Below are 19,471 nucleotides of genomic sequence, written 5' to 3' on the forward strand. Positions count from 1 at the left end.
GGCCAAAAACCGCCGAGAGCCGGACTTCACCCCAAATCAGGCAAGTCGACTGCTGTGAATTGAGGATGTGACGCCGGTCACGACGGGTCCACTTGTCGTCACAGAGCGGCCGTTCTATCGTGCTGATGTATCGAGTCGATACATCAGCACGGCATAAGGGCACCGGCACCGGAGGAGGCGACAGATGAGCAGACGCTCCGGCATCCTCGAATTCGCCGTCCTCGGCCTCCTGCGGGAGGCCCCGATGCACGGATACGAGCTGCGGAAGCGGCTCAACACCTCGCTGGGCGTCTTCCGGGCCTTCAGCTACGGAACGCTTTACCCCTGCCTCAAGACGCTGGTCGCAAACGGCTGGTTGATCGAGGAACCGGGCAGCGCCCCCGAGGACACCCTCGCCGCGTCGCTCGCGGGACGCCGGACCAAGATCGTCTACCGGCTGACCCCGGAAGGTAAGGAGCACTTCGAGGAGCTCCTCTCCCACACCGGGCCGGACTCCTGGGAGGACGAGCACTTCGCCGCTCGCTTCGCCTTCTTCGGGCAGACCGAGCGCGAGGTGCGGATGCGCGTCCTCGAAGGACGCCGCAGCCGGCTGGAGGAGCGCCTGGAGAAGATGCGCGCCTCCCTGGCCCGGACCCGCGAGCGCCTCGACGACTACACGCTTGAGCTGCAGCGACACGGCATGGAGTCCGTGGAGCGCGAAGTGCGCTGGCTGAACGAGCTCATCGAGAGCGAGCGGGCGGGGCGGGATCAGCGATCCGGCCCCGGGACCGCCGCTCTGCACGACAACGATTCTGGAGAAACGGGCGGCCTGCCCCGGCACGGGGGCAGTACCCGGCCGGATCCGTCCGACGACACCACCACGTGAATCCCCGCACACAGCAGGGCTTCACACGATCACACAGGGAGCAACCGGAATGGGTTCGGTTCGCGTAGCCATCGTCGGCGTGGGCAACTGCGCCGCCTCGCTGGTCCAGGGCGTCGAGTACTACAAGGACGCCGACCCGGCGGCCAAGGTGCCCGGCCTGATGCACGTCCAGTTCGGCGAGTACCACGTCGGTGACGTCGAGTTCGTCGCCGCCTTCGACGTCGACGCGAAGAAGGTCGGCCTCGACCTCTCCGACGCCATCGGCGCCAGCGAGAACAACACCATCAAGATCTGCGACGTCCCGAGCAAGGGCGTCACCGTCCAGCGCGGCCACACCCTCGACGGTCTCGGCAAGTACTACCGCCAGACCATCGAGGAGTCCGCCGAGGAGCCGGTCGACGTCGTCCAGATCCTCAAGGACCGCCAGGTCGACGTTCTCGTCTGCTACCTGCCGGTGGGCTCCGAGAAGGCCGCGAAGTTCTACGCGCAGGCCGCCATCGACGCCAAGGTCGCCTTCGTCAACGCCCTCCCGGTCTTCATCGCCGGCACCAAGGAGTGGGCGGACAAGTTCACCGAGGCCGGTGTCCCGATCGTCGGCGACGACATCAAGTCGCAGGTCGGCGCGACCATCACGCACCGCGTGATGGCGAAGCTGTTCGAGGACCGCGGTGTCCGTCTCGAGCGCACCATGCAGCTCAACGTCGGCGGCAACATGGACTTCAAGAACATGCTGGAGCGCGACCGCCTGGAGTCCAAGAAGATCTCCAAGACGCAGGCCGTCACCTCGCAGATCCCCGACCGCGAGCTGGGCGAGAAGAACGTCCACATCGGTCCGTCGGACTACGTGGCCTGGCTGGACGACCGCAAGTGGGCGTACGTGCGCCTCGAGGGCCGCGCCTTCGGTGACGTTCCGCTGAACCTGGAGTACAAGCTCGAGGTGTGGGACTCCCCGAACTCGGCCGGTGTCATCATCGACGCCCTGCGCGCCGCGAAGATCGCCAAGGACCGGGGCATCGGTGGCCCCATCCTCTCGGCGAGCTCGTACTTCATGAAGTCCCCGCCGGTGCAGTACTTCGACGACGAGGCCCTGGCCAACGTCGAGAAGTTCATCAAGGGCGAGGTCGAGCGCTGAGCGCGCAGCACGCCTGACGACCGAGGGCCCCGGGCACTGCCCGGGGCCCTCCTCGTGTGTGAGTCTTGCTGCCATGTCCGTCGTACGTGATCTGCGCGTACTCCTGCGCCTGACGAACTTCCGCCGCCTGCTCGCCGTCCGGCTGCTCTCCCAGTGCGCCGACGGCGTCTACCAGGTGGCCCTGGCCACGTACGTCGTCTTCTCCCCCGAGAAGCAGACCTCCCCCACCGCGATCGCCTCCGCCATGGCGGTGCTCCTGCTCCCGTACTCGCTCGTGGGGCCCTTCGCCGGTGTGCTCCTCGACCGCTGGCAGCGCCGCCAGGTCTTCCTGTACGGGAACCTCCTGCGCGCCCTGCTCGCGTGCGGGACCGCGCTGCTCGTCCTCGCCTCCGTGCCCGACTGGCTCTTCTACGCCTCCGCGCTCTCCGTCACGGCCGTCAACCGCTTCGTCCTCGCGGGCCTCTCGGCCGCGCTCCCCCGTGTCGTCGACGACGAACGGCTGGTCGTGGCGAACTCGCTCTCCCCCACCGCCGGCACGCTCGCCGCGACCGTGGGGGGTGGTCTCGCCTTCGGCGTCCGCCTGCTCGCCGACGACTCCGACGCGGCCGTGGTGGCCTTCGGTGCCGTCCTCTACCTCTGCGCCGCCCTCGCCTCGCTGCGGATGCCCCGGGAGCTCCTCGGGCCCGATCCGGAGCTCGTGCCGCAGCGCCTCGCCACGGCCCTGCGGTCGACGGCCCGGGGACTGGGCGAAGGACTGCGGCACCTCGCCGAGCGGCGGCCCGCGCTCCGGGCGCTCACCGCGGTGGGTCTCATACGGTTCTGCTACGGCGCCCTGCTCGTCACCGTGCTCATGCTCTGCCGCTACACCTGGAGCTCCACCGAGTCCGAGGGCCTCGGCCTCCTCGGCCTCGCCGTGGCCCTGTCGGGAGCGGGTTTCTTCGCCGCCGCGGTCCTCTCCCCGTGGGCGGTCCGGCGCTTCGGGCCCTTCGGCTGGATGACCGTGTGCACGGCGACGGCGGCCGTGCTCGAACCGGCGCTCGGCCTGACCTTCGCCCCCGTGCCCTTCCTCGCCGCCGCCTTCCTCCTCGGGCTCATCACTCAAGGAGCCAAGATCGCGACGGACACGGTGGTGCAGACGTCCGTGGACGACGCCTACCGGGGCCGGGTCTTCTCGCTCTACGACGTGCTGTTCAACGTCGCCTTCGTCGGCGCAGCCGGTGTCGCGGCGCTGATGCTGCCGTCCGACGGCCGCTCCGCCCCGCTGATCGTCCTGGTGGCCGTGGTCTACGGATCGATCGCCGTGGCTCTGCGCGGGGAACGGGCGAAGGGGTGATGTTTCACGTGAAACACCACCCCTCCCCAAGGGTCCGGCGGGCGGCCCGGTGTTTCACGTGAAACAGCGGGCCGCCCGCCGGGGGCCGGCTCAGTCCTGCGCCGCCCACCACTCCTTGAGCGCGGTGACGGCCTGGTCGTACTCCATGGGTCCGTTCTCCAGCCGGAGCTCCAGCAGGAACTTGTACGCCTGGCCGATGGCCGGGCCGGGGCCGATGCCCAGGATCTCCTGGATCTGGTTGCCGTCGAGGTCGGGACGGATCGCGTCCAGCTCCTCCTGTTCCTGGAGCTGGGCGATGCGGTCCTCCAGGCCGTCGTAGGCGCGGGAGAGCGCGGCCGCCTTGCGCTTGTTGCGGGTGGTGCAGTCCGAGCGGGTCAGCTTGTGCAGACGCGAGAGCAGCGGACCGGCGTCGCGCACGTAGCGCCGCACGGCCGAGTCGGTCCACTCGCCCGTCCCGTACCCGTGGAAGCGGAGGTGCAGCTCCACGAGGCGCGAGACGTCCTTGATCATCTCGTTGGAGTACTTCAGCGCGGTCATGCGCTTCTTGGTCATCTTCGCGCCCACGACTTCGTGGTGGTGGAAGGAGACCCGCCCGTCCTTCTCGAAGCGACGGGTGCGCGGCTTGCCGATGTCGTGCAGCAGGGCCGCGATGCGCAGCACCAGGTCGGGACCGTCCTCCTCCAGGTCGATCGCCTGGTCGAGCACGGTCAGCGAGTGCTCGTAGACGTCCTTGTGCCGGTGGTGCTCGTCGCTCTCCAGCCGGAGCGACGGCAGCTCGGGCAGCACGTGGTCGGCGAGGCCGGTGTCCACGAGCAGGCCGAGGCCCTTGCGCGGGTGTGCCGAGAGGAGGAGCTTGTTGAACTCCTCACGGATGCGCTCGGCGGAGACGATCTCGATCCGGCCGGACATCTCCTTCATGGCCACGACGACCTCGGGGGCGACCTCGAAGTCCAGCTGCGCGGCGAACCGCGCGGCCCGCATCATGCGCAGCGGGTCGTCGGAGAAGGACTCCTCCGGTGTGCCCGGCGTGCGCAGCACCTGGGCGGCCAGGTCCTCCAGACCGCCGTACGGGTCGATGAACTCCTTCTCGGGGAGGGCCACGGCCATGGCGTTGACGGTGAAGTCACGCCGGACGAGGTCCTCCTCGATCGAGTCGCCGTAGGACACCTCGGGCTTGCGCGAGGTCCGGTCGTACGCCTCCGAGCGGTACGTGGTGACCTCGATCTGGAAGCGCTGGACGACGTCCCCGACCCGGGCGTCCTTCTGGCAGCCGACCGTTCCGAAGGCGATGCCGACCTCCCACACGGAGTCGGCCCACGGGCGGACGATCTTCAGTACGTCCTCGGGGCGGGCGTCGGTGGTGAAGTCCAGGTCGTTGCCGAGCCGGCCGAGCAGGGCGTCCCGTACCGAGCCACCGACCAGCGCGAGGCTGAACCCGGCCTCCTGGAAGCGGCGGGCGAGGTCGTCGGCGGCAGGGGACACGCGCAGCAGTTCACTGACCGCGCGGCGTTGCACCTGGCTCAGTGCAGTCGGGGTGTCTTCGTTGGCGTTCGGCACAACAGAAAAGGGTACGTGCCCCGGCTCACCCCGACGTCCTCGTTTTCCCGGGGGCGGGCCGCCCGATTCCCCGGGGCGGAACGGCCCGGCCTCCCCGCGGCGGGGCCGCCCGGCCGTGTGCGCCGCGGCCGGTCGAAGATCGCCTGGAGCAGTCCCCGGCACTTGCTCCCAGCATGCCTCGTTACCATGCCTGGACACAGCAACCGGCAACCACCGACACCACTGGCACCACAGACAACGACGAGGACGGGCGAACGCGTGGCCGAGGCGGCAGACATCAAGGGGACCGGTCCCTCACCTGCCCGACGATGGCTGCGGCGCACACTCACCGTCGCCGTCGGGGCACCGCTCCTCGCCGGGCTGCTCCAGGCTCCGGTCACCACCTCCCCCGCGGCCGCCGCTCCCTCGGCGACCGCCGCCGAGGACGCCACCGGCTCGAAGACCGTCGATGTGTCGCTCGACACCCTGACCCCGAACACCCCCGTCGAGGGCGATACCGTCACCCTCACGGGCACGGTGACCAACCGGGGCAGGAAAGCCGTCACCGACGGGGTCGTCGAACTGCGCGTCGGGCCCCGGATGACCAGCCGCAGCGAAATCGAGCAGGTGACGGGGCGCACGGGCTACCGGGACGACAGCGACCCCGCTCCCGTGCCGGACGCCCCCACCGCCGAGATTCCCAAGCTGGGCGCCGGCCTCAGTGCGGACTTCTCGCTCTCCGTCCCGGTCGCCGACCTCGGACTCGACGAGGCGGGCGTCTACCAGCTCGGCGTCTCCCTCACCGGAGAGACCCCGGACCGCCCCTACCCCCGGGTGCTCGGCATCGAGCGGACCTTCCTGCCGTACCAGCCCGAGGCCACGGAGAAGAAGACCCAGATCACCTACCTCTGGCCGCTGATCGCCTCGGCCCACGTCTCGGCGGAGACGGCCACGGACGACCAGCAGACCCCGGTCTTCGAGGACGACGCCCTGGCGGCCGAGCTGCGTCCGGGCGGGCGTCTCGACCAGATGGTCTCGCTGGGCAAGGACCTGCCGGTCACCTGGGTGATCGATCCGGATCTGCTCGCCACCGTCGACGCCATGGCGAACGGCTACCGCGTCAAGGACGGCTCCCTGCACGTTCCCGGTACGAACAAGGAGCTCGCCGAGCGGTGGCTGGGCAAGCTGGAGAAGGCGGTGCAGGGGCACAAGGTCGTCGCCCTTCCCTTCGCCGACCCCGACCTCGCCTCCCTGGCCCACCACGGCAAGGACGTCCCCGGCTCCCTGGGGCACCTCCAGTCGGCGACCGCCCTCGCCGGGGTGACGGTCGAGACCGTCCTCCACGTGCAGCCCTCCACCGACTTCGCCTGGCCCGTCGACGGGGCCGTCGACCCCGCCATCGTGTCGGTGGCGACCTCGGCCGGCGCCGACAAGGTGATCGCCCGCAGCGACAGCGTCCGCGACGACCTCTCCTACACGCCCACGGCGGCCCGCCCCCTGGGCAACGGCAGCACCACGGCCGTGGTGAGCGACGCGCTCCTGTCCACCGCCTTCGAAGGCGACATGGTCCGCGCGGAGAGGTCCACGCTCGCCGTCCAGGAGTTCCTCTCCCAGTCGCTCGCGATCACCCTGGAGCAGCCGGAGAAGCAGCGGAGCGTCGTGGTCGCCCCCCAGCGGGTGCCGACCGTCGCCCAGGCACAGACCATGGCGACCGCCCTGCGCGGTCTCTCCGGCCGGCGCTGGAGCCAGCCGAGCGACCTCTTCGCGGCGGCCACGGCCAAGCCGGACCCGAACGCCTCCACCGCGGTGCCCGGCAGCTCCCGGTATCCGAAGAAGCTGCGCGACCGGGAGCTGCCGGTCCAGGCCTTCCGCGACATGAAGACCACCCGGGACGAGCTGAACGACTTCAAGGTCGTCCTGACGTTCCCGGACCGCGTCGTGACCCCGTTCGGCAACGCGATCAACCGCGAGATGTCGACGTCCTGGCGCGGTCAGACCCGAGCGGCCACGATCTACCGGGTCAACGTCCAGGGCTATCTGCAGCGGCTCACCAAGAGCATCCAGCTGGTCGACAAGTCGGACCTCACGCTCTCCGGCCGCAGTGCGACGATCCCCGTGACCGTCCAGAACAAGCTGCTCCAGGGCGTGGACCACCTGGTGCTGCGCCTCGCCTCCAACAACGGGAACCGGCTGGAGATCAACGGCGAGAGGATCGCCGAGCTGCCCGTGAAGGTCGGCGCCGGGCACAGCCAGTCGGTGAAGTTCGACGCCACGGCCAACGTCAACGGCCAGGTGCCGGTGACCGCCCAGCTCTACACCGAGGACGGCACCCCGTACGGGAAGCCGATGTCGTTCACCGTGAAGGTCTCCGAGATCACCCCCACGGTCATGCTGGTGATCGCCGGCGGCGTCCTCCTCCTCGTCCTCGCCGGTGTGCGGATGTACAGCCAGCGCAAGCGGCTGGCCGCCCAGACCGCCGAAGCGGACGCGGCCGGGGAGACGGAAGTCGCCGAAGGGGCCGAAGGGGCCGAGAAGGCCCGGGAGACGGAAGGGGCCGGAGCGGACGAGCCGGACGCGGAACCCGGAGAGGACGACGCGGACGGACCCGAGCAGCCGAGTGACCCGACACCGGACACCGGGTCCGAAAGCGGCGACCCGTCGGCCACGGGTGAGAAAGTGGACCGTTGAGCGATGTCGTGGCCGGTCGGCCGGGGACGATGAGGTGGGGTAACCATGAACGCGCCGTACGACGGTGACCGCGGCCAGGGCGCGGGCGGCACCGAGCCGTCCGGTGGCACGCCCGCGGCACCCTCGGGCTCCGGCCACCCGCCGGCTCCGTACCCGCAGCAGGGCGGAGCCCCCGCACAGCAGCCGCCCTACGCGCAGCAGCCGCCCTACGCGCAGCAGCCGCCCTACGCGCAGGATCCGTACGGGCAGGACCCGTACGCACAAGGCCCCCCCGCACAGGATCCCTACGCCCAGAACTCCTACGCGCAGGACCCCTACGTCCAGGACGCCTACGCCCACGATCCGTACCGGGCGCAGGACCTCTCCGCGCAGGATCCGGTGACCGAGGCGCTCTACGACCGCGCCGCGCACCCGCCGCCGCCCCCCGGCACCTACCAGGACCCCCAGGTGCTCTACCAGCAGCCGGCCGTGCCCCCGCACGCCCCCGACCCCCGGGTGTGGGCGCAGACCCCGGCGCCGGAGCCCGACGGCCCCTCGCGCCACCTGCCGTACGGCGACGACGCGCGCACGGTCCAGTTCACCGGCGTCGACGACCTGGTGACCCGGGCGAGCGAGGAGACGCCCGAGCCGGACGCCTTCGCGCACCTCTACCGGGACCAGCAGGCGCCCGGTCAGGTGCCCCCGCCCACCCCGGAGCCGGACCCGCTGCCCGCGCCCGCCCCCAAGAAGACCGGCCGCGCCTCCGGGCTGCTCAAGTCGAGTGCGGTGATGGCGGCCGGCACCCTGGTCTCCCGGCTGACCGGCTTCGTCCGCAGCCTGGTGATCACCGGCGCGCTCGGCGCCGCCCTGCTCGGCGACACCTTCACCATCGCCTACACCCTGCCGACGATGATCTACATCCTCACCGTCGGCGGCGGCCTCAACTCGGTCTTTGTCCCCCAGCTCGTCCGGTCGATGAAGAACGACGAGGACGGCGGCGAGGCCTTCGCCAACCGTCTGCTCACCCTGGTCATGGTGGCGCTCGCCGCGATCGTCGCCCTGGCCGTCTTCGCCGCGCCGCTGCTGATCCGGCTCATGTCGAACACCATCGCCGACGACGCGGCGGCCAACAGCGTGGCCGTCACCTTCGCCCGCTACTGCCTGCCCACGATCTTCTTCATGGGCGTGCACGTGGTGATGGGGCAGATCCTCAACGCCCGCGGCAAGTTCGGCGCGATGATGTGGACCCCGGTCCTCAACAACATCGTCATGATCGTCACCTTCGGCCTGTTCATCTGGGTCTACGGCACCTCCGCCGAGTCCCAGATGGGCGTGCGGACCATCCCGGACGAGGGCATCCGCCTGCTCGGCATCGGCACCCTGCTCGGCCTCGTCGTCCAGGCCCTGGCGATGATCCCGTACCTGCGCGAGACGGGCTTCCGCTTCCGGCCCCGCTTCGACTGGAAGGGCCACGGGCTCGGCAAGACCGTCAAGCTCGCCAAGTGGACCGTGCTCTTCGTCCTCGCCAACCAGGCGGGCGTCCTGGTCGTCACCCAGCTCGCCACCGCCGCCGGCGAGGAGTCCGGGAAGAACGGCGCGGGCTTCCTCGCCTACTCCAACGCCCAGCTGATCTGGGGCATGCCGCAGGCCATCATCACCGTCTCCGTGATGGCCGCGCTGCTGCCGCGGATCTCCCGCGCCGCCCACGACGACGACCCGGGCGCCGTCCGCGACGACATCTCGCAGGGCCTGCGGAACTCGGCCGTCGCGATCGTCCCGGTCTCCTTCGCCTTCCTGGCGCTCGGCGTCCCGATGTGCACCCTGCTCTACGCCTCCAGCGGCATCGAGGCCGCCCAGGGCATGGGCTTCATCCTGATGGCCTTCGGCCTCGGCCTGATCCCCTACTCCGTCCAGTACGTCGTGCTCCGCGGCTTCTACGCCTACGAGGACACCCGGACGCCCTTCTACAACACGGTCATCGTCGCCGCCGTCAACGCGGCCGCCTCGGCGATCTGTTACGTCGTCCTGCCCGCCCAGTGGGCCGTCGTGGGCATGGCCGCCTCGTACGGCCTCGCCTACGCGGTCGGTGTCGGCATCGCCTGGCGCCGGCTCCGCAACCGGCTGGGCGGCGACCTGGACGGCACCCACGTGCTGCGGACCTACGCCCGGCTGTGCATGGCCTCCGTGCCCGCCGCGCTCGTGGCCGGTGCCGTCGGGTTCGGCCTCCTGAAGCTGCTCGGCGAGGGTGCGCTCGGCTCGCTCGTCGCCCTGGCCGTCGGCGGGGCCGTGCTCCTCGGAGTCTTCTTCGTCGCGGCCAAGCGCATGCGGATCACCGAACTGAACACCCTGGTCGGCATGGTCCGCGGCCGTCTGGGACGCTGAACCTGAGGTCCCGCACAACCATCGGCGGGGACCGCGTGTCGTGCATAGCGTCCGACTGTGGGCACAATTGGCTTGGCTGTTGGATGTGGCGCAACGGATGGGGAGGCAGGAACGACGGTGGCGGAACGTAGCACGGCTGCCGTCGACGTGGCCGACAACAGCGGTGACGACCCGCTGACCGCCAAGGCGGACAAGGCCGCGACCGACGGGGTGGCGGAAGAAGAGAAGACGGCGGAGAAAACCGCCGAGGCCACGGAGAGCAAGGCGGTCGAACGACAGAGCGGTGAACAGCCCTCCCTCACGGCTCCGGAACTGCACAGCGGCCACAAACTGGCCCGGCGCTACCGGCTGGAGGAGTGCGTCACTCGTCTGGACGGCTTCAGCAGCTGGCGGGCCGTCGACGAGAAGCTCCGGCGTGCCGTCGGGGTCCATCTGCTGCCCGCCGACCACCCCCGGGCGCGTTCGGTCCTGGCCGCGGCCCGCTCCGCCGCCCTCCTCGGCGACCCCCGGTTCGTCCAGGTCCTCGACGCCGTCGAGGAGAACGACCTCGTGTACGTCGTGCACGAGTGGCTGCCCGACTCCGTCGAGCTGACGGCGCTGCTCGCCTCCGGTCCGCTGGAGGCCCACGACGCCTACCAGCTCGTCAGCCAGGTCTCCCAGGCCATGGCCGCCGCCCACCGCGAAGGCCTCTCCCACCTCCGGCTCACCCCGAGCGCGGTCCTGCGCAGCTCCACCGGCCAGTACCGCATCCGGGGCCTCGCCGTGAACGCCGCCCTGCGCGGCATCACGGCCGAGCGTCCGCAGCGCAACGACACCGAGGCCATCGGCGCCCTGCTGTACGCGTCGCTCACCCAGCGCTGGCCGTACGAGACCGACGCCTACGGCCTCTCCGGGCTGCCCAAGGGCGTCGGACTGCTTCCTCCCGACCAGGTCCGTGCCGGCGTCCACCGGGGCCTCTCCGAGATCGCCATGCGCGCCCTCGTCAACGACGGGGCCACCGCCTCGCGCCAGGAGCCGCCCTGCACCACGCCGGACGAGCTGGCCAGGGCCGTGTCCACGATGCCCCGCGTGAAGCCGCCGGAGCCCGAGTTCACCGCCCCGCCCGAGTACCAGCGCACGACGTACCAGCAGGGCACGTACGGGCGTCCCCAGCCGCACCCGGCGGCCACCCAGACGGTCGTCGTCCCCCCGCCCCCGCTCCAGGGCCGCACCGGCAAGGCGTTGAAGTGGGCCGTCTCGGCCCTGCTGATCGCCGCCCTGGGCCTGGGCAGCTGGCAGATCGCCGACCGCCTCCTCGGCCCGAAGAACACCTCCAAGACACCGGACCCGGTCCCGACGGTCGTCACCGACGAGAAGCCGGTGGCGCCTAAGCCGGTGGCCATCGAATCCGCGCACGACTTCGACCCGCTGGGCAACGGGGCGGAGAAGCCCCAAGCCATACCGAACGCCTACGACGGGGATCCCAGTACCTTCTGGCACACCGAGAACTACGTGACCGCCGACCTGGGCAAGCTCAAGTCCGGCGTGGGTCTCGTCCTCGACCTGGGCAAGGCCCAGAAGATCAGCTCGGTCGACCTGGCCTTCCTGGGAGACACCTCGGTGGAGCTGCGGACGGCCCCCGCGGACGCGACGTCGGAGCCGACCATGCCCGACCAGTTCACCACCCGGGCCTCCGGTTCCGGCAGCGACGTGACGCTGAAGACCGCCGTCCCCGTCACCACCCGCTACGTTCTGATCTGGCTCACCGAGCTGCCCGCCAACGACGGGGGCTTCCGCGGCAAGCTGACGGAAATCAAGATCCTGGGCTGACGGCCGCAGAGGGAGGGGGCTCACCGTTGGACGATCCGATAGACGAGGCCACCGACGATCGGGAACTCCTGGCCCGTCACGTCGACGGGGACCCCGACGCCTTCGGTGAGCTGGTGCGGCGGCATCGGGACCGGTTGTGGGCGGTGGCCCTGCGGACCCTGGGGGACCGCGAGGAGGCCGCTGACGCCGTTCAGGACGCCCTTCTCTCGGCCTTCCGGGCCGCCCACACCTTCCGCGGCCAGTCGGCCGTCACGACCTGGCTCCACCGGATCACGGTGAACGCCTGTCTCGACCGGGCGCGCAAGACCGCTTCCCGCAGGACCTCGCCCGTCAACGACGACGATCGTTTCGAGCAGCTTCTCGACCCCCACGAGTCCGCCGAGGCGCCCGTGGAGCGCCGGGACCTCCACCGCGAGGTCCTGGCCGCGCTCGCCTCGATCCCCGCAGACCAGCGGGCCGCCCTCGTCCTGGTCGACATGCAGGGATACCCGGTCGCGGAAGCAGCCCGTATTCTCGGCGTTCCCGCCGGAACCGTGAAAAGCCGCTGCGCGCGGGGCCGGGCCCGTCTCCTTCCGATGGTCACTCATCTGCGTACCGACACCGTGGGTAACGAGGTCGCCGAAGGGGGAAGGAACCGGACGCCGGGGACATCCGTCCCACCGGTGCCGGGGCCGACGGACACCGGACCGACTGATCCAGCTGCTGTGAAGGGCGGAGGTGGGCGCGCGTGACTTCCACGGCCGACAGGGCTGACACCACACAGCACCCGGACGTCTCGGAGATCTCCGACCTGGCCGAGGGGCTGCTCTCGCCGTCCCGCTCCGCGGCCGTACGCCGGCACGTGGACGACTGTCCCCTCTGCGCGGACGTACGGTCCTCCCTGGAGGAGATCCGGAGCCTGCTCGGCACCCTGCCCGGACCGCCTCGGATGCCCGCCGAGATCGCGGGCCGGATCGACGCCGCCCTCGCCGCCGAGGCCCTGCTCGACGCCACCTCCCCGGACGGCGAGAGCGACACCCCTGTTTCACGTGAAACATCGCGCTCCTCCATGGAGACACCGCCTTCCTCCCCGGCCCCGGACCGTCCCGCCGGGCGTCCCCGTGCGGCCACCGGCCCGGGTCGCTCCAAGCGGCCCCGCCGCAGGATCGCCCTGCTCTCCACGATCGGCGCCGCCTTCGGCGCCGTGCTCCTCGGTACGAGCCTGTACCTCAGCCAGGCGGGCGACACGGCCGGCGACGGCGTGGCGGCCGGTACGAAGCAGGCCGATGCCTCTGCCCGGACCGCCGCCGCCCCCTTCTCCGGATCACCCGTCGAGAAGCGGGTCCAGGACCTCCTGGCCCAGGACAGGACGCTGAGAACCCCTCAGGGCATCGGGCCCGAATCCATGTCCTCCGACACCGGGGCCGTGACTCCCCGGCGCAGCGAGAACGGCGCCGTGCCCGCCTGCGTCCTCGCCGGCACCGGCCGCACCGAGGCGGTGCTGGGCCACGAGCGGGGCGAGTACCAGGGGAAGCCCGCCTATCTGCTCGTCCTCACGGATCCCACCGACACCACACAGGTCCGGGCCTATGTGCTCGACGCCTCCTGTGCCGATCGGGCGGAGAGCGGGGCCCCCGCCGCCGAGGTGCTCCTCAGCCAGGCCTACCCCCGCTCCTGACCCCTCTTCCCGCCCTGGTCACGTGCCGCGCGGCGGTCTCGGGAATGCACACACCTTAGGATCCGTTGGGTGGGGTGAGCGACCGAGACAACCGCCCCGTAGGCAGTGGCAGTCTGCAGAGACGAGGAAGAAACCCGTGAGCGACGTCCGTAATGTGATCATCATCGGCTCGGGGCCCGCGGGATACACCGCTGCGCTCTACACAGCCCGAGCGTCGCTGAAGCCGCTGGTCTTCGAGGGCGCGGTCACCGCCGGTGGCGCCCTGATGAACACGACCGAGGTCGAGAACTTCCCCGGCTTCCGTGACGGCATCATGGGCCCGGACCTCATGGACAACATGCGGGCCCAGGCCGAGCGCTTCGGCGCCGAGCTCGTCCCCGACGACGTCGTCGCCGTGGACCTGACCGGCGAGATCAAGACCGTCACCGACACCGCCGGCACCGTGCACCGCGCCAAGGCCGTCATCGTTACCACGGGCTCCCAGCACCGCAAGCTCGGCCTGCCCAACGAGGACACCCTCTCCGGCCGCGGTGTCTCCTGGTGCGCCACCTGCGACGGATTCTTCTTCAAGGACCAGGACATCGCCGTCGTCGGCGGCGGCGACACCGCGATCGAGGAGGCCACCTTCCTCTCGCGCTTCGCCAGGTCCGTCACGATCGTCCACCGCCGCGACACCCTGCGCGCCTCGAAGGCCATGCAGGACCGCGCCTTCGCCGACCCGAAGATCTCCTTCGCCTGGGACAGCGAGGTCACCACGATCCACGGCGACCAGAAGCTCAGCGGTCTGACCCTGCGGGACACGAAGACCGGCGCGACCCGTGAGCTCCCGGTCACCGGCCTCTTCATCGCCGTGGGCCACGACCCGCGGACCGAGCTCTTCAAGGGCCAGCTGGAGCTGGACGACGAGGGCTACCTCAAGGTCGCCGCCCCGTCGACGCGCACGAACCTCCCGGGTGTCTTCGGCGCCGGCGACGTCGTCGACCACACCTACCGCCAGGCCATCACGGCCGCCGGTACCGGCTGCTCCGCCGCGCTCGACGCCGAGCGCTTCCTGGCCGCCCTCGCCGACACCGAGAAGGTGGCCGAGCCCGAGAAGCTGGCCGAGACCCCCGTGGTCTGACCCCCGCCTTTCCCCCGCCCACACCCCGCGAGTTCAAGGAGGCCGCTGTGGCCCTGAAGTCTGTGACCGACGCCAACTTCGAAGAGGAAGTCCTCAAGAGCGACAAGCCCGTTCTGGTGGACTTCTGGGCCGAGTGGTGCGGCCCGTGCCGCCAGATCGCCCCGTCGCTCGAGGCGATCGCCGCCGAGCACGGCGAGATCGAGATCGTGAAGCTCAACATCGACCAGAACCCGGCCACGGCTGCCAAGTACGGCGTCATGTCCATCCCGACGCTGAACGTCTACCAGGGCGGCGAGGTCGTGAAGACCATCGTCGGCGCCAAGCCGAAGGCCGCCATCCTGCGCGACCTGGAGGGCTTCGTCGAGCCCACCAAGGCCTGATGCTCCTTCGCTGTTTCACGTGAAACATTCATAGGAAACAGCAGCGGCCCGCTCCCTCACCGGGAGCGGGCCGTTCTCGTGCCCGGGCTAGAGCGGACGCAGAGCGGGTTCCTTCTGTACGACTCCGAGCAGGCGGTCCAGGGCCAGCTCGACGTCCTCCTTCCAGGAGAGCGTCGTCCTGAGGTCCAGCCGCAGCCGGGGAAAGGCGTGGTGCGACCGGACGGTCTTGAAGCCCACCGCGAGCAGATGATCGGCAGGCAGCACACAGGCCGGCTCCTTCCACCGGGCGTCCCCGAACGCCTCGATCGCCTTGAAGCCCCGCCTCAACACGTCCTTGGCCACGGTCTGCACCATCACCCGCCCCAGCCCCTGGCCCTGGTAGCCCGGCATGATCCACGCCGTCATCAGCTGGACGGCGTCCGCCGCGACGGGACTCGTCGGAAAGGCCGTCGACCGCGGCACATAGGCCGGGGGAGCGTAGAGGACGTAGCCGACCGGCACCTCGTCGACGTAGACCACCCGTCCGCAGGAGCCCCACTCCAGGAGCACGGCCGAGATCCAGGACTCCTTCTCCGGTTCCGATCGCCCCGCCTTCACGGCGGCCTCGCCGCTGACCGGGTCGAGCTCCCAGAAGACACAGGAGCGACACCGCTCGGGGAGATCCGGAAGGTTGTCCAGCGTGAGCGGTACGAGCCGACGCCCCACGGCTGTTCCTCGCTTCCCTCGCCTTCGCGTACGAATGTGCCTCTTGGAATCGTATCGATCAGGCGATCGGGAGAACACCGCTCCCAGGCAAAGGGCGGGCCACGCCCCGATGGAACCGGAGCACGGCCCGCCCTCAGCCCCGTCGAAACGGGGGAAGCACAGGGGTCAGCCCTTGGCGCCCTGTTCGGCACCCTTCTGGTCCAGGACCCGGCCCTCGCCGGGAGCCAGGGTCGAGAGGATCCGCTCCAGGTCGTCCATGGAGGCGAACTCGACGACGATCTTGCCCTTCTTCTGCCCCAGGTCGACCTTCACCCGGGTCTCGAAGCGGTCCGAGAGACGAGTGGCCAGATCCGTGAGGGCGGGCGAGACACGAGCGCCGGCCCGCGGCTTCTTCGGCTTGACCGCACCGGCGGACCCCTCGGAGTCCATGAGGCTCACGATCTCCTCGACGGACCGCACCGAGAGGCCCTCGGAGACGATCCGGGCCGCCAGCTTGTCCTGGGCCTCCATGTCCTCCACACCGAGCAGGGCCCGCGCGTGGCCGGCGGAGAGCACTCCGGCGGCGACCCGGCGCTGCACCGGGGGAGAGAGGCGCAGCAGTCGCAGCGTGTTGGAGATCTGCGGACGGGAGCGTCCGATCCGGTCCGCGAGCTGGTCATGGGTGCAGCCGAAGTCCTTGAGGAGCTGCTCGTAGGCGTGCGCCTCTTCGATCGCGTTCAGCTGCGCCCGGTGGAGGTTCTCCAGGAGGGCGTCCAGGAGCATCTTCTCGTCGTCGGTCTCCCGGACGATCGCGGGGATCTTGTCCAGGCCCGCCGTCGTGGAGGCCCGCAGACGGCGCTCACCCATGACGAGCTCATAGCGGTCGCCGTCGACCTTGCGCACGACCACGGGCTGGAGCAGACCGACCTCCTTGATGGAGGTGACCAGCTCCGCGAGGGCGTCCTCGTCGAAGATCTGTCGCGGCTGGTGCCGGTTGGGCACGATGGCGTCGAGCGGGAGCTCGGTGAAGTACGCCCCGGCGGGGACCTGCGGCTCGGCCGCCTTCACGGCCTCGGCCCATGCCACCGCCGATTCGGGAGACGGAGCGCTCTGCGGGATCAGCGAACCGAGCCCGCGCGGCCCCAATCCCCTACGTCGCTCACTCACTGAATTCCCTCCGACATGCTGCGCTGATGGTTCTGGTGCCCCACACGTGTGTGCTGGGCGTCATAGTTCACGGTGACGCCCCGAAGGGCGATCTCACGAGCCGCCTCGATGTACGACAGGGCACCGCTGGAGCCCGGATCGTACGTGATCACCGTCTGGCCGTAGCTCGGCGCCTCCGAGATACGGACGGACCGGGGGATGCTGGTGCGCAGCACCTCCTCGCCGAAGTGGGTGCGCACCTCCTCGGCGACCTGGGAGGCGAGCCTCGTCCGGCCGTCGTACATGGTGAGCAGGATGGTCGAGACGTGGAGCGTGGGATTGAGGTGTCCACGGACCAGGTCGACGTTCTTCAGGAGCTGACCGAGGCCTTCGAGGGCGTAGTACTCGCACTGGATCGGGATCAGCACCTCGGCCCCCGCCACCAGGGCGTTGACCGAGAGGAGCCCGAGCGAGGGCGGACAGTCGATCAGGATGTAGTCCAGCGGCTGCTCATAGGCCTGGATCGCCCGCTGGAGACGGCTCTCACGCGCCACCAGCGACACCAGCTCGATCTCCGCACCGGCGAGATCGATGGTGGCGGGGGCGCAGAAGAGGCCTTCCACGTCCATGACGGGCTGCACCACTTCGGAGAGCGGCCGGCTGTCCACCAGGACGTCGTAGATCGAGGGGACGCTGGCGTGGTGGTCGATGCCGAGCGCCGTGGAGGCGTTGCCCTGCGGGTCCAGGTCGATGACCAGGACGCGGGCGCCGTGCAGGGCGAGGGAGGCGGCAAGGTTGACCGTCGTGGTCGTCTTGCCCACGCCGCCCTTCTGGTTGGCGACCACCATGACGCGAGTCTGGGCCGGGCGGGGAAGCCCCTCACCGGCACGCCCCAGGGCCTCTACTGCCATCTGGGCAGCACGACCGATGGGGGTGTCGTCCATGGGGGGCGGCGTTTCCATGGGGGGCGATGTTTCACGTGAAACATCGCCTCCCACCGATTCGGTTCGGGGACCGGGGACCGGATCGGTCATCGGTCCCGCGATGTTGGCGTCGGACCGCAAGGATTCACTCTCCTCGACTTCGGGCTCGCGATGGGGAGAGCCTGCCATGCTTTCGGGGTCGCGAACCAGCGAGGTCGGTGGTTCTGTGGATGAATCCACCTCTGTGGACATCTCCGTAACCCTCGCGGGTGGATTCACGCGAGGCCTACGGTCCCGGGGCATGGTGGCCGCGCGACCGCGGCTGATGATCCCCTGCAGCAGTGAGCGATGTTTCACGTGAAACACCATGCCCGTGCCGCTCCGCCGGGACCGGTCGACACTCCGAAATGGGACGTATGCGACGCCCGGCGGCGTCAGCGGCCCCCGCCGACAGCGTCCCGTCAGCGGCGCCGACGGGTCTTGCTCGTACGGGCGGCCTTGGCCCGCTTGGCCGCGAACCGCACGCCGCCGGGGCTCTCACCGACCTCCACCCGGACAACCGTGGACAGGGGATCGACGATGCCCTCACCCACGTGCAGTACAGAGGTCTCCACCACGCCGAGCCGGGAGAGGGCGGCGCGGGCGCCGTCGATCTCCTCCTGGGCGGTGTCGCCCTTGAGCGCCAGCATCTCTCCGTACGGACGCAGCAGGGGGACGCCCCAGCCGGCCAGCCGGTCCAGCGGAGCCACCGCGCGCGCGGTCACCACGTGCACGGGCGTGATCTTGCCGAGCATCTCCTCCGCGCGCCCACGGACCACGGTGACGTGGTCGAGGCCGAGCAGTTCGACGACCTCCTGGAGGAAGTTCGTCCGGCGCAGCAGCGGTTCCAGGAGCGTGATCTTCAGGTCCGGCCGGACCAGGGCCAGGGGGATGCCGGGCAGGCCGGCCCCCGAGCCGACGTCGCAGACGGTGACGCCCTCGGGAACGACCTCCGAGAGGACGGCGCAGTTCAGCAGATGGCGTTCCCAGAGCCTCGGGACCTCGCGCGGACCGATCAGACCGCGCTTCACACCCGCGTCCGCGAGGAGCTCGGCGTACCGCACGGCCTCCGGGAAGTACTCACCGAAGACTGTCCGTGCCTGCTCCGGCGCCTCGGCGAGCTCCGCTGCCTCCGTCACGGGAACCGTCCTTCCGTACCGCACGCATGACGTGCGAGCGCACTGTGGTGGCTGACTATCGGGCTGACAAAGATCGGCCCCGCCTGTGAACAGACGGGGCCGAGACTACGTGAGGGGTCAGGCCGGGAGCACGACGACGAAGCGCTGCGGCTCCTCGCCCTCGGACTCGCTGCGCAGACCGGCGGCGGCGATCGCGTCGTGGACGACCTTGCGCTCGAACGGCGTCATCGGGTCGAGCTTGACCGGCTGGCCGTCGGCCTTCACCTCGGCCGCGGCCTTGGCGCCCAGCTCGGCGAGCTCGGAACGCTTCTTGGCCCGGAAGCCGGCGATGTCGAGCATCAGGCGGCTGCGGTCCCCGGTCTCCCGGTGCACGGCCAGACGGGTCAGCTCCTGGAGGGCTTCCAGGACCTCGCCGTCACGGCCGACGAGCTTCTGGAGGTCACGGCTGCTGGAGTCGCTGACGATCGAGACCGCTGCCCGGTCCGCCTCGACGTCCATGTCGATGTCGCCGTCGAGGTCGGCGATGTCGAGCAGGCCTTCGAGGTAGTCGGCCGCGATCTCGCCCTCCTGCTCCAGGCGGGTCAGGGTGTCGCCACCCTCGGCGGCGGCGGAGGTGGTGCCTTCCGTCACGGACGGGCTCCTTCTTGCGTCGGGGGAGG

The 19,471-nt window shown here is 70.3% G+C and carries 16 protein-coding genes; 10 read left to right on the forward strand and 6 right to left on the reverse strand.

Annotated elements, in window-relative coordinates; genetic code table 11:
* The first annotated feature begins 184 nt into the window (after positions 1-184).
* The 3 genes from ADL08_RS00695 to ADL08_RS00705 all read left to right on the forward strand — a co-directional run bounded on the left by ADL08_RS00695 (position 185) and on the right by ADL08_RS00705 (position 3,330).
* Entirely contained in the window at positions 185-865 is a 681-nt protein-coding gene (locus ADL08_RS00695; protein WP_053640007.1) for a PadR family transcriptional regulator, read from the forward strand.
* Between the two features lie 49 nt (positions 866-914).
* Positions 915-1,997 carry an inositol-3-phosphate synthase gene (locus ADL08_RS00700; protein WP_053640008.1) on the forward strand — a complete coding sequence of 361 codons (1,083 nt, stop codon included), beginning with the start codon at positions 915-917 and terminating at the stop codon, positions 1,995-1,997.
* A 73-nt stretch (positions 1,998-2,070) separates the two neighbouring features.
* Positions 2,071-3,330 carry an MFS transporter gene (locus ADL08_RS00705; protein WP_053640009.1) on the forward strand — a complete coding sequence of 420 codons (1,260 nt, stop codon included), beginning with the start codon at positions 2,071-2,073 and terminating at the stop codon, positions 3,328-3,330.
* Between the two features lie 90 nt (positions 3,331-3,420).
* Here the strand turns inward: ADL08_RS00705 and ADL08_RS00710 are convergent, their stop codons facing one another.
* Positions 3,421-4,887, reverse strand: coding sequence for a CCA tRNA nucleotidyltransferase (locus tag ADL08_RS00710; protein ID WP_199836920.1), 1,467 nt, complete (start codon positions 4,885-4,887; stop codon positions 3,421-3,423).
* Positions 4,888-5,145: 258 nt separating this feature from the next.
* On the opposite strand from ADL08_RS00710, the gene ADL08_RS00715 reads away from it, so the two are divergent.
* From ADL08_RS00715 to trxA, 7 genes are all read left to right on the forward strand, one after another.
* Positions 5,146-7,554 carry a DUF6049 family protein gene (locus ADL08_RS00715; protein WP_053640011.1) on the forward strand — a complete coding sequence of 803 codons (2,409 nt, stop codon included), beginning with the start codon at positions 5,146-5,148 and terminating at the stop codon, positions 7,552-7,554.
* Between the two features lie 45 nt (positions 7,555-7,599).
* Complete coding sequence (gene murJ / locus ADL08_RS00720; RefSeq protein WP_053640012.1) at positions 7,600-9,915, forward strand: murein biosynthesis integral membrane protein MurJ; 2,316 nt, start codon at positions 7,600-7,602, stop codon at positions 9,913-9,915.
* A 117-nt stretch (positions 9,916-10,032) separates the two neighbouring features.
* Positions 10,033-11,724, forward strand: a complete 1,692-nt coding sequence (locus tag ADL08_RS00725) for a protein kinase family protein (RefSeq protein WP_053640013.1) — start codon at positions 10,033-10,035, stop codon at positions 11,722-11,724.
* Entirely contained in the window at positions 11,721-12,455 is a 735-nt protein-coding gene (sigM, locus tag ADL08_RS00730) for an RNA polymerase sigma factor SigM (protein WP_420709544.1), read from the forward strand. Before ADL08_RS00725 ends, sigM begins: the two co-directional genes overlap by 4 nt.
* Positions 12,452-13,381, forward strand: coding sequence for a hypothetical protein (locus ADL08_RS00735; RefSeq protein ID WP_053640015.1), 930 nt, complete (start codon positions 12,452-12,454; stop codon positions 13,379-13,381). The genes sigM and ADL08_RS00735 overlap by 4 nt, the downstream gene beginning before the upstream one ends.
* A gap of 136 nt (positions 13,382-13,517) precedes the next feature.
* A complete protein-coding gene (gene trxB, locus ADL08_RS00740) occupies positions 13,518-14,501 on the forward strand; it encodes a thioredoxin-disulfide reductase (RefSeq protein WP_053640016.1) in 984 nt (327 codons plus the stop codon).
* 47 nt (positions 14,502-14,548) lie between these two features.
* Positions 14,549-14,881, forward strand: a complete 333-nt coding sequence (gene trxA, locus ADL08_RS00745) for a thioredoxin (protein WP_053640017.1) — start codon at positions 14,549-14,551, stop codon at positions 14,879-14,881.
* An 87-nt stretch (positions 14,882-14,968) separates the two neighbouring features.
* Here the strand turns inward: trxA and ADL08_RS00750 are convergent, their stop codons facing one another.
* From ADL08_RS00750 to ADL08_RS00770, 5 genes are all read right to left on the reverse strand, one after another.
* On the reverse strand, positions 14,969-15,586 hold the full coding sequence (locus tag ADL08_RS00750; protein ID WP_053640018.1) for a GNAT family N-acetyltransferase: 618 nt from the start codon (positions 15,584-15,586) through the stop codon (positions 14,969-14,971).
* Between the two features lie 165 nt (positions 15,587-15,751).
* On the reverse strand, positions 15,752-16,732 hold the full coding sequence (locus ADL08_RS00755) for a ParB/RepB/Spo0J family partition protein (protein ID WP_053640019.1): 981 nt from the start codon (positions 16,730-16,732) through the stop codon (positions 15,752-15,754).
* Entirely contained in the window at positions 16,729-17,823 is a 1,095-nt protein-coding gene (locus ADL08_RS00760) for a ParA family protein (protein WP_078967887.1), read from the reverse strand. The genes ADL08_RS00755 and ADL08_RS00760 overlap by 4 nt, the downstream gene beginning before the upstream one ends.
* Positions 17,824-18,095: 272 nt before the next feature.
* Positions 18,096-18,836 (reverse strand): 16S rRNA (guanine(527)-N(7))-methyltransferase RsmG, encoded by a 741-nt coding sequence (gene rsmG, locus ADL08_RS00765; RefSeq protein ID WP_420709538.1) that lies wholly within the window; start codon positions 18,834-18,836, stop codon positions 18,096-18,098.
* Between the two features lie 93 nt (positions 18,837-18,929).
* The gene (locus ADL08_RS00770; protein WP_053640022.1) at positions 18,930-19,442 is read right to left on the reverse strand and encodes a protein jag; all 513 of its coding nucleotides are present in this window, start codon (positions 19,440-19,442) and stop codon (positions 18,930-18,932) included.
* Positions 19,443-19,471 lie beyond the last annotated feature (29 nt).

Source organism: Streptomyces sp. NRRL F-6492, from assembly GCF_001280125.1.
Lineage (GTDB): Bacteria > Actinomycetota > Actinomycetes > Streptomycetales > Streptomycetaceae > Streptomyces.

Bases quoted from the DNA above. Each gene is read 5' to 3' on its own strand.
- ADL08_RS00695 (WP_053640007.1), top strand. From the start codon at position 185: ATGAGCAGACGCTCCGGCATCCTCGAATTCGCCGTCCTCGGCCTCCTG.
- murJ (WP_053640012.1), top strand. From the start codon at position 7,600: ATGAACGCGCCGTACGACGGTGACCGCGGCCAGGGCGCGGGCGGCACC.
- ADL08_RS00760 (WP_078967887.1), bottom strand. From the start codon at position 17,823: ATGGCAGGCTCTCCCCATCGCGAGCCCGAAGTCGAGGAGAGTGAATCC.
- ADL08_RS00705 (WP_053640009.1), top strand. From the start codon at position 2,071: ATGTCCGTCGTACGTGATCTGCGCGTACTCCTGCGCCTGACGAACTTC.
- ADL08_RS00700 (WP_053640008.1), top strand. From the start codon at position 915: ATGGGTTCGGTTCGCGTAGCCATCGTCGGCGTGGGCAACTGCGCCGCC.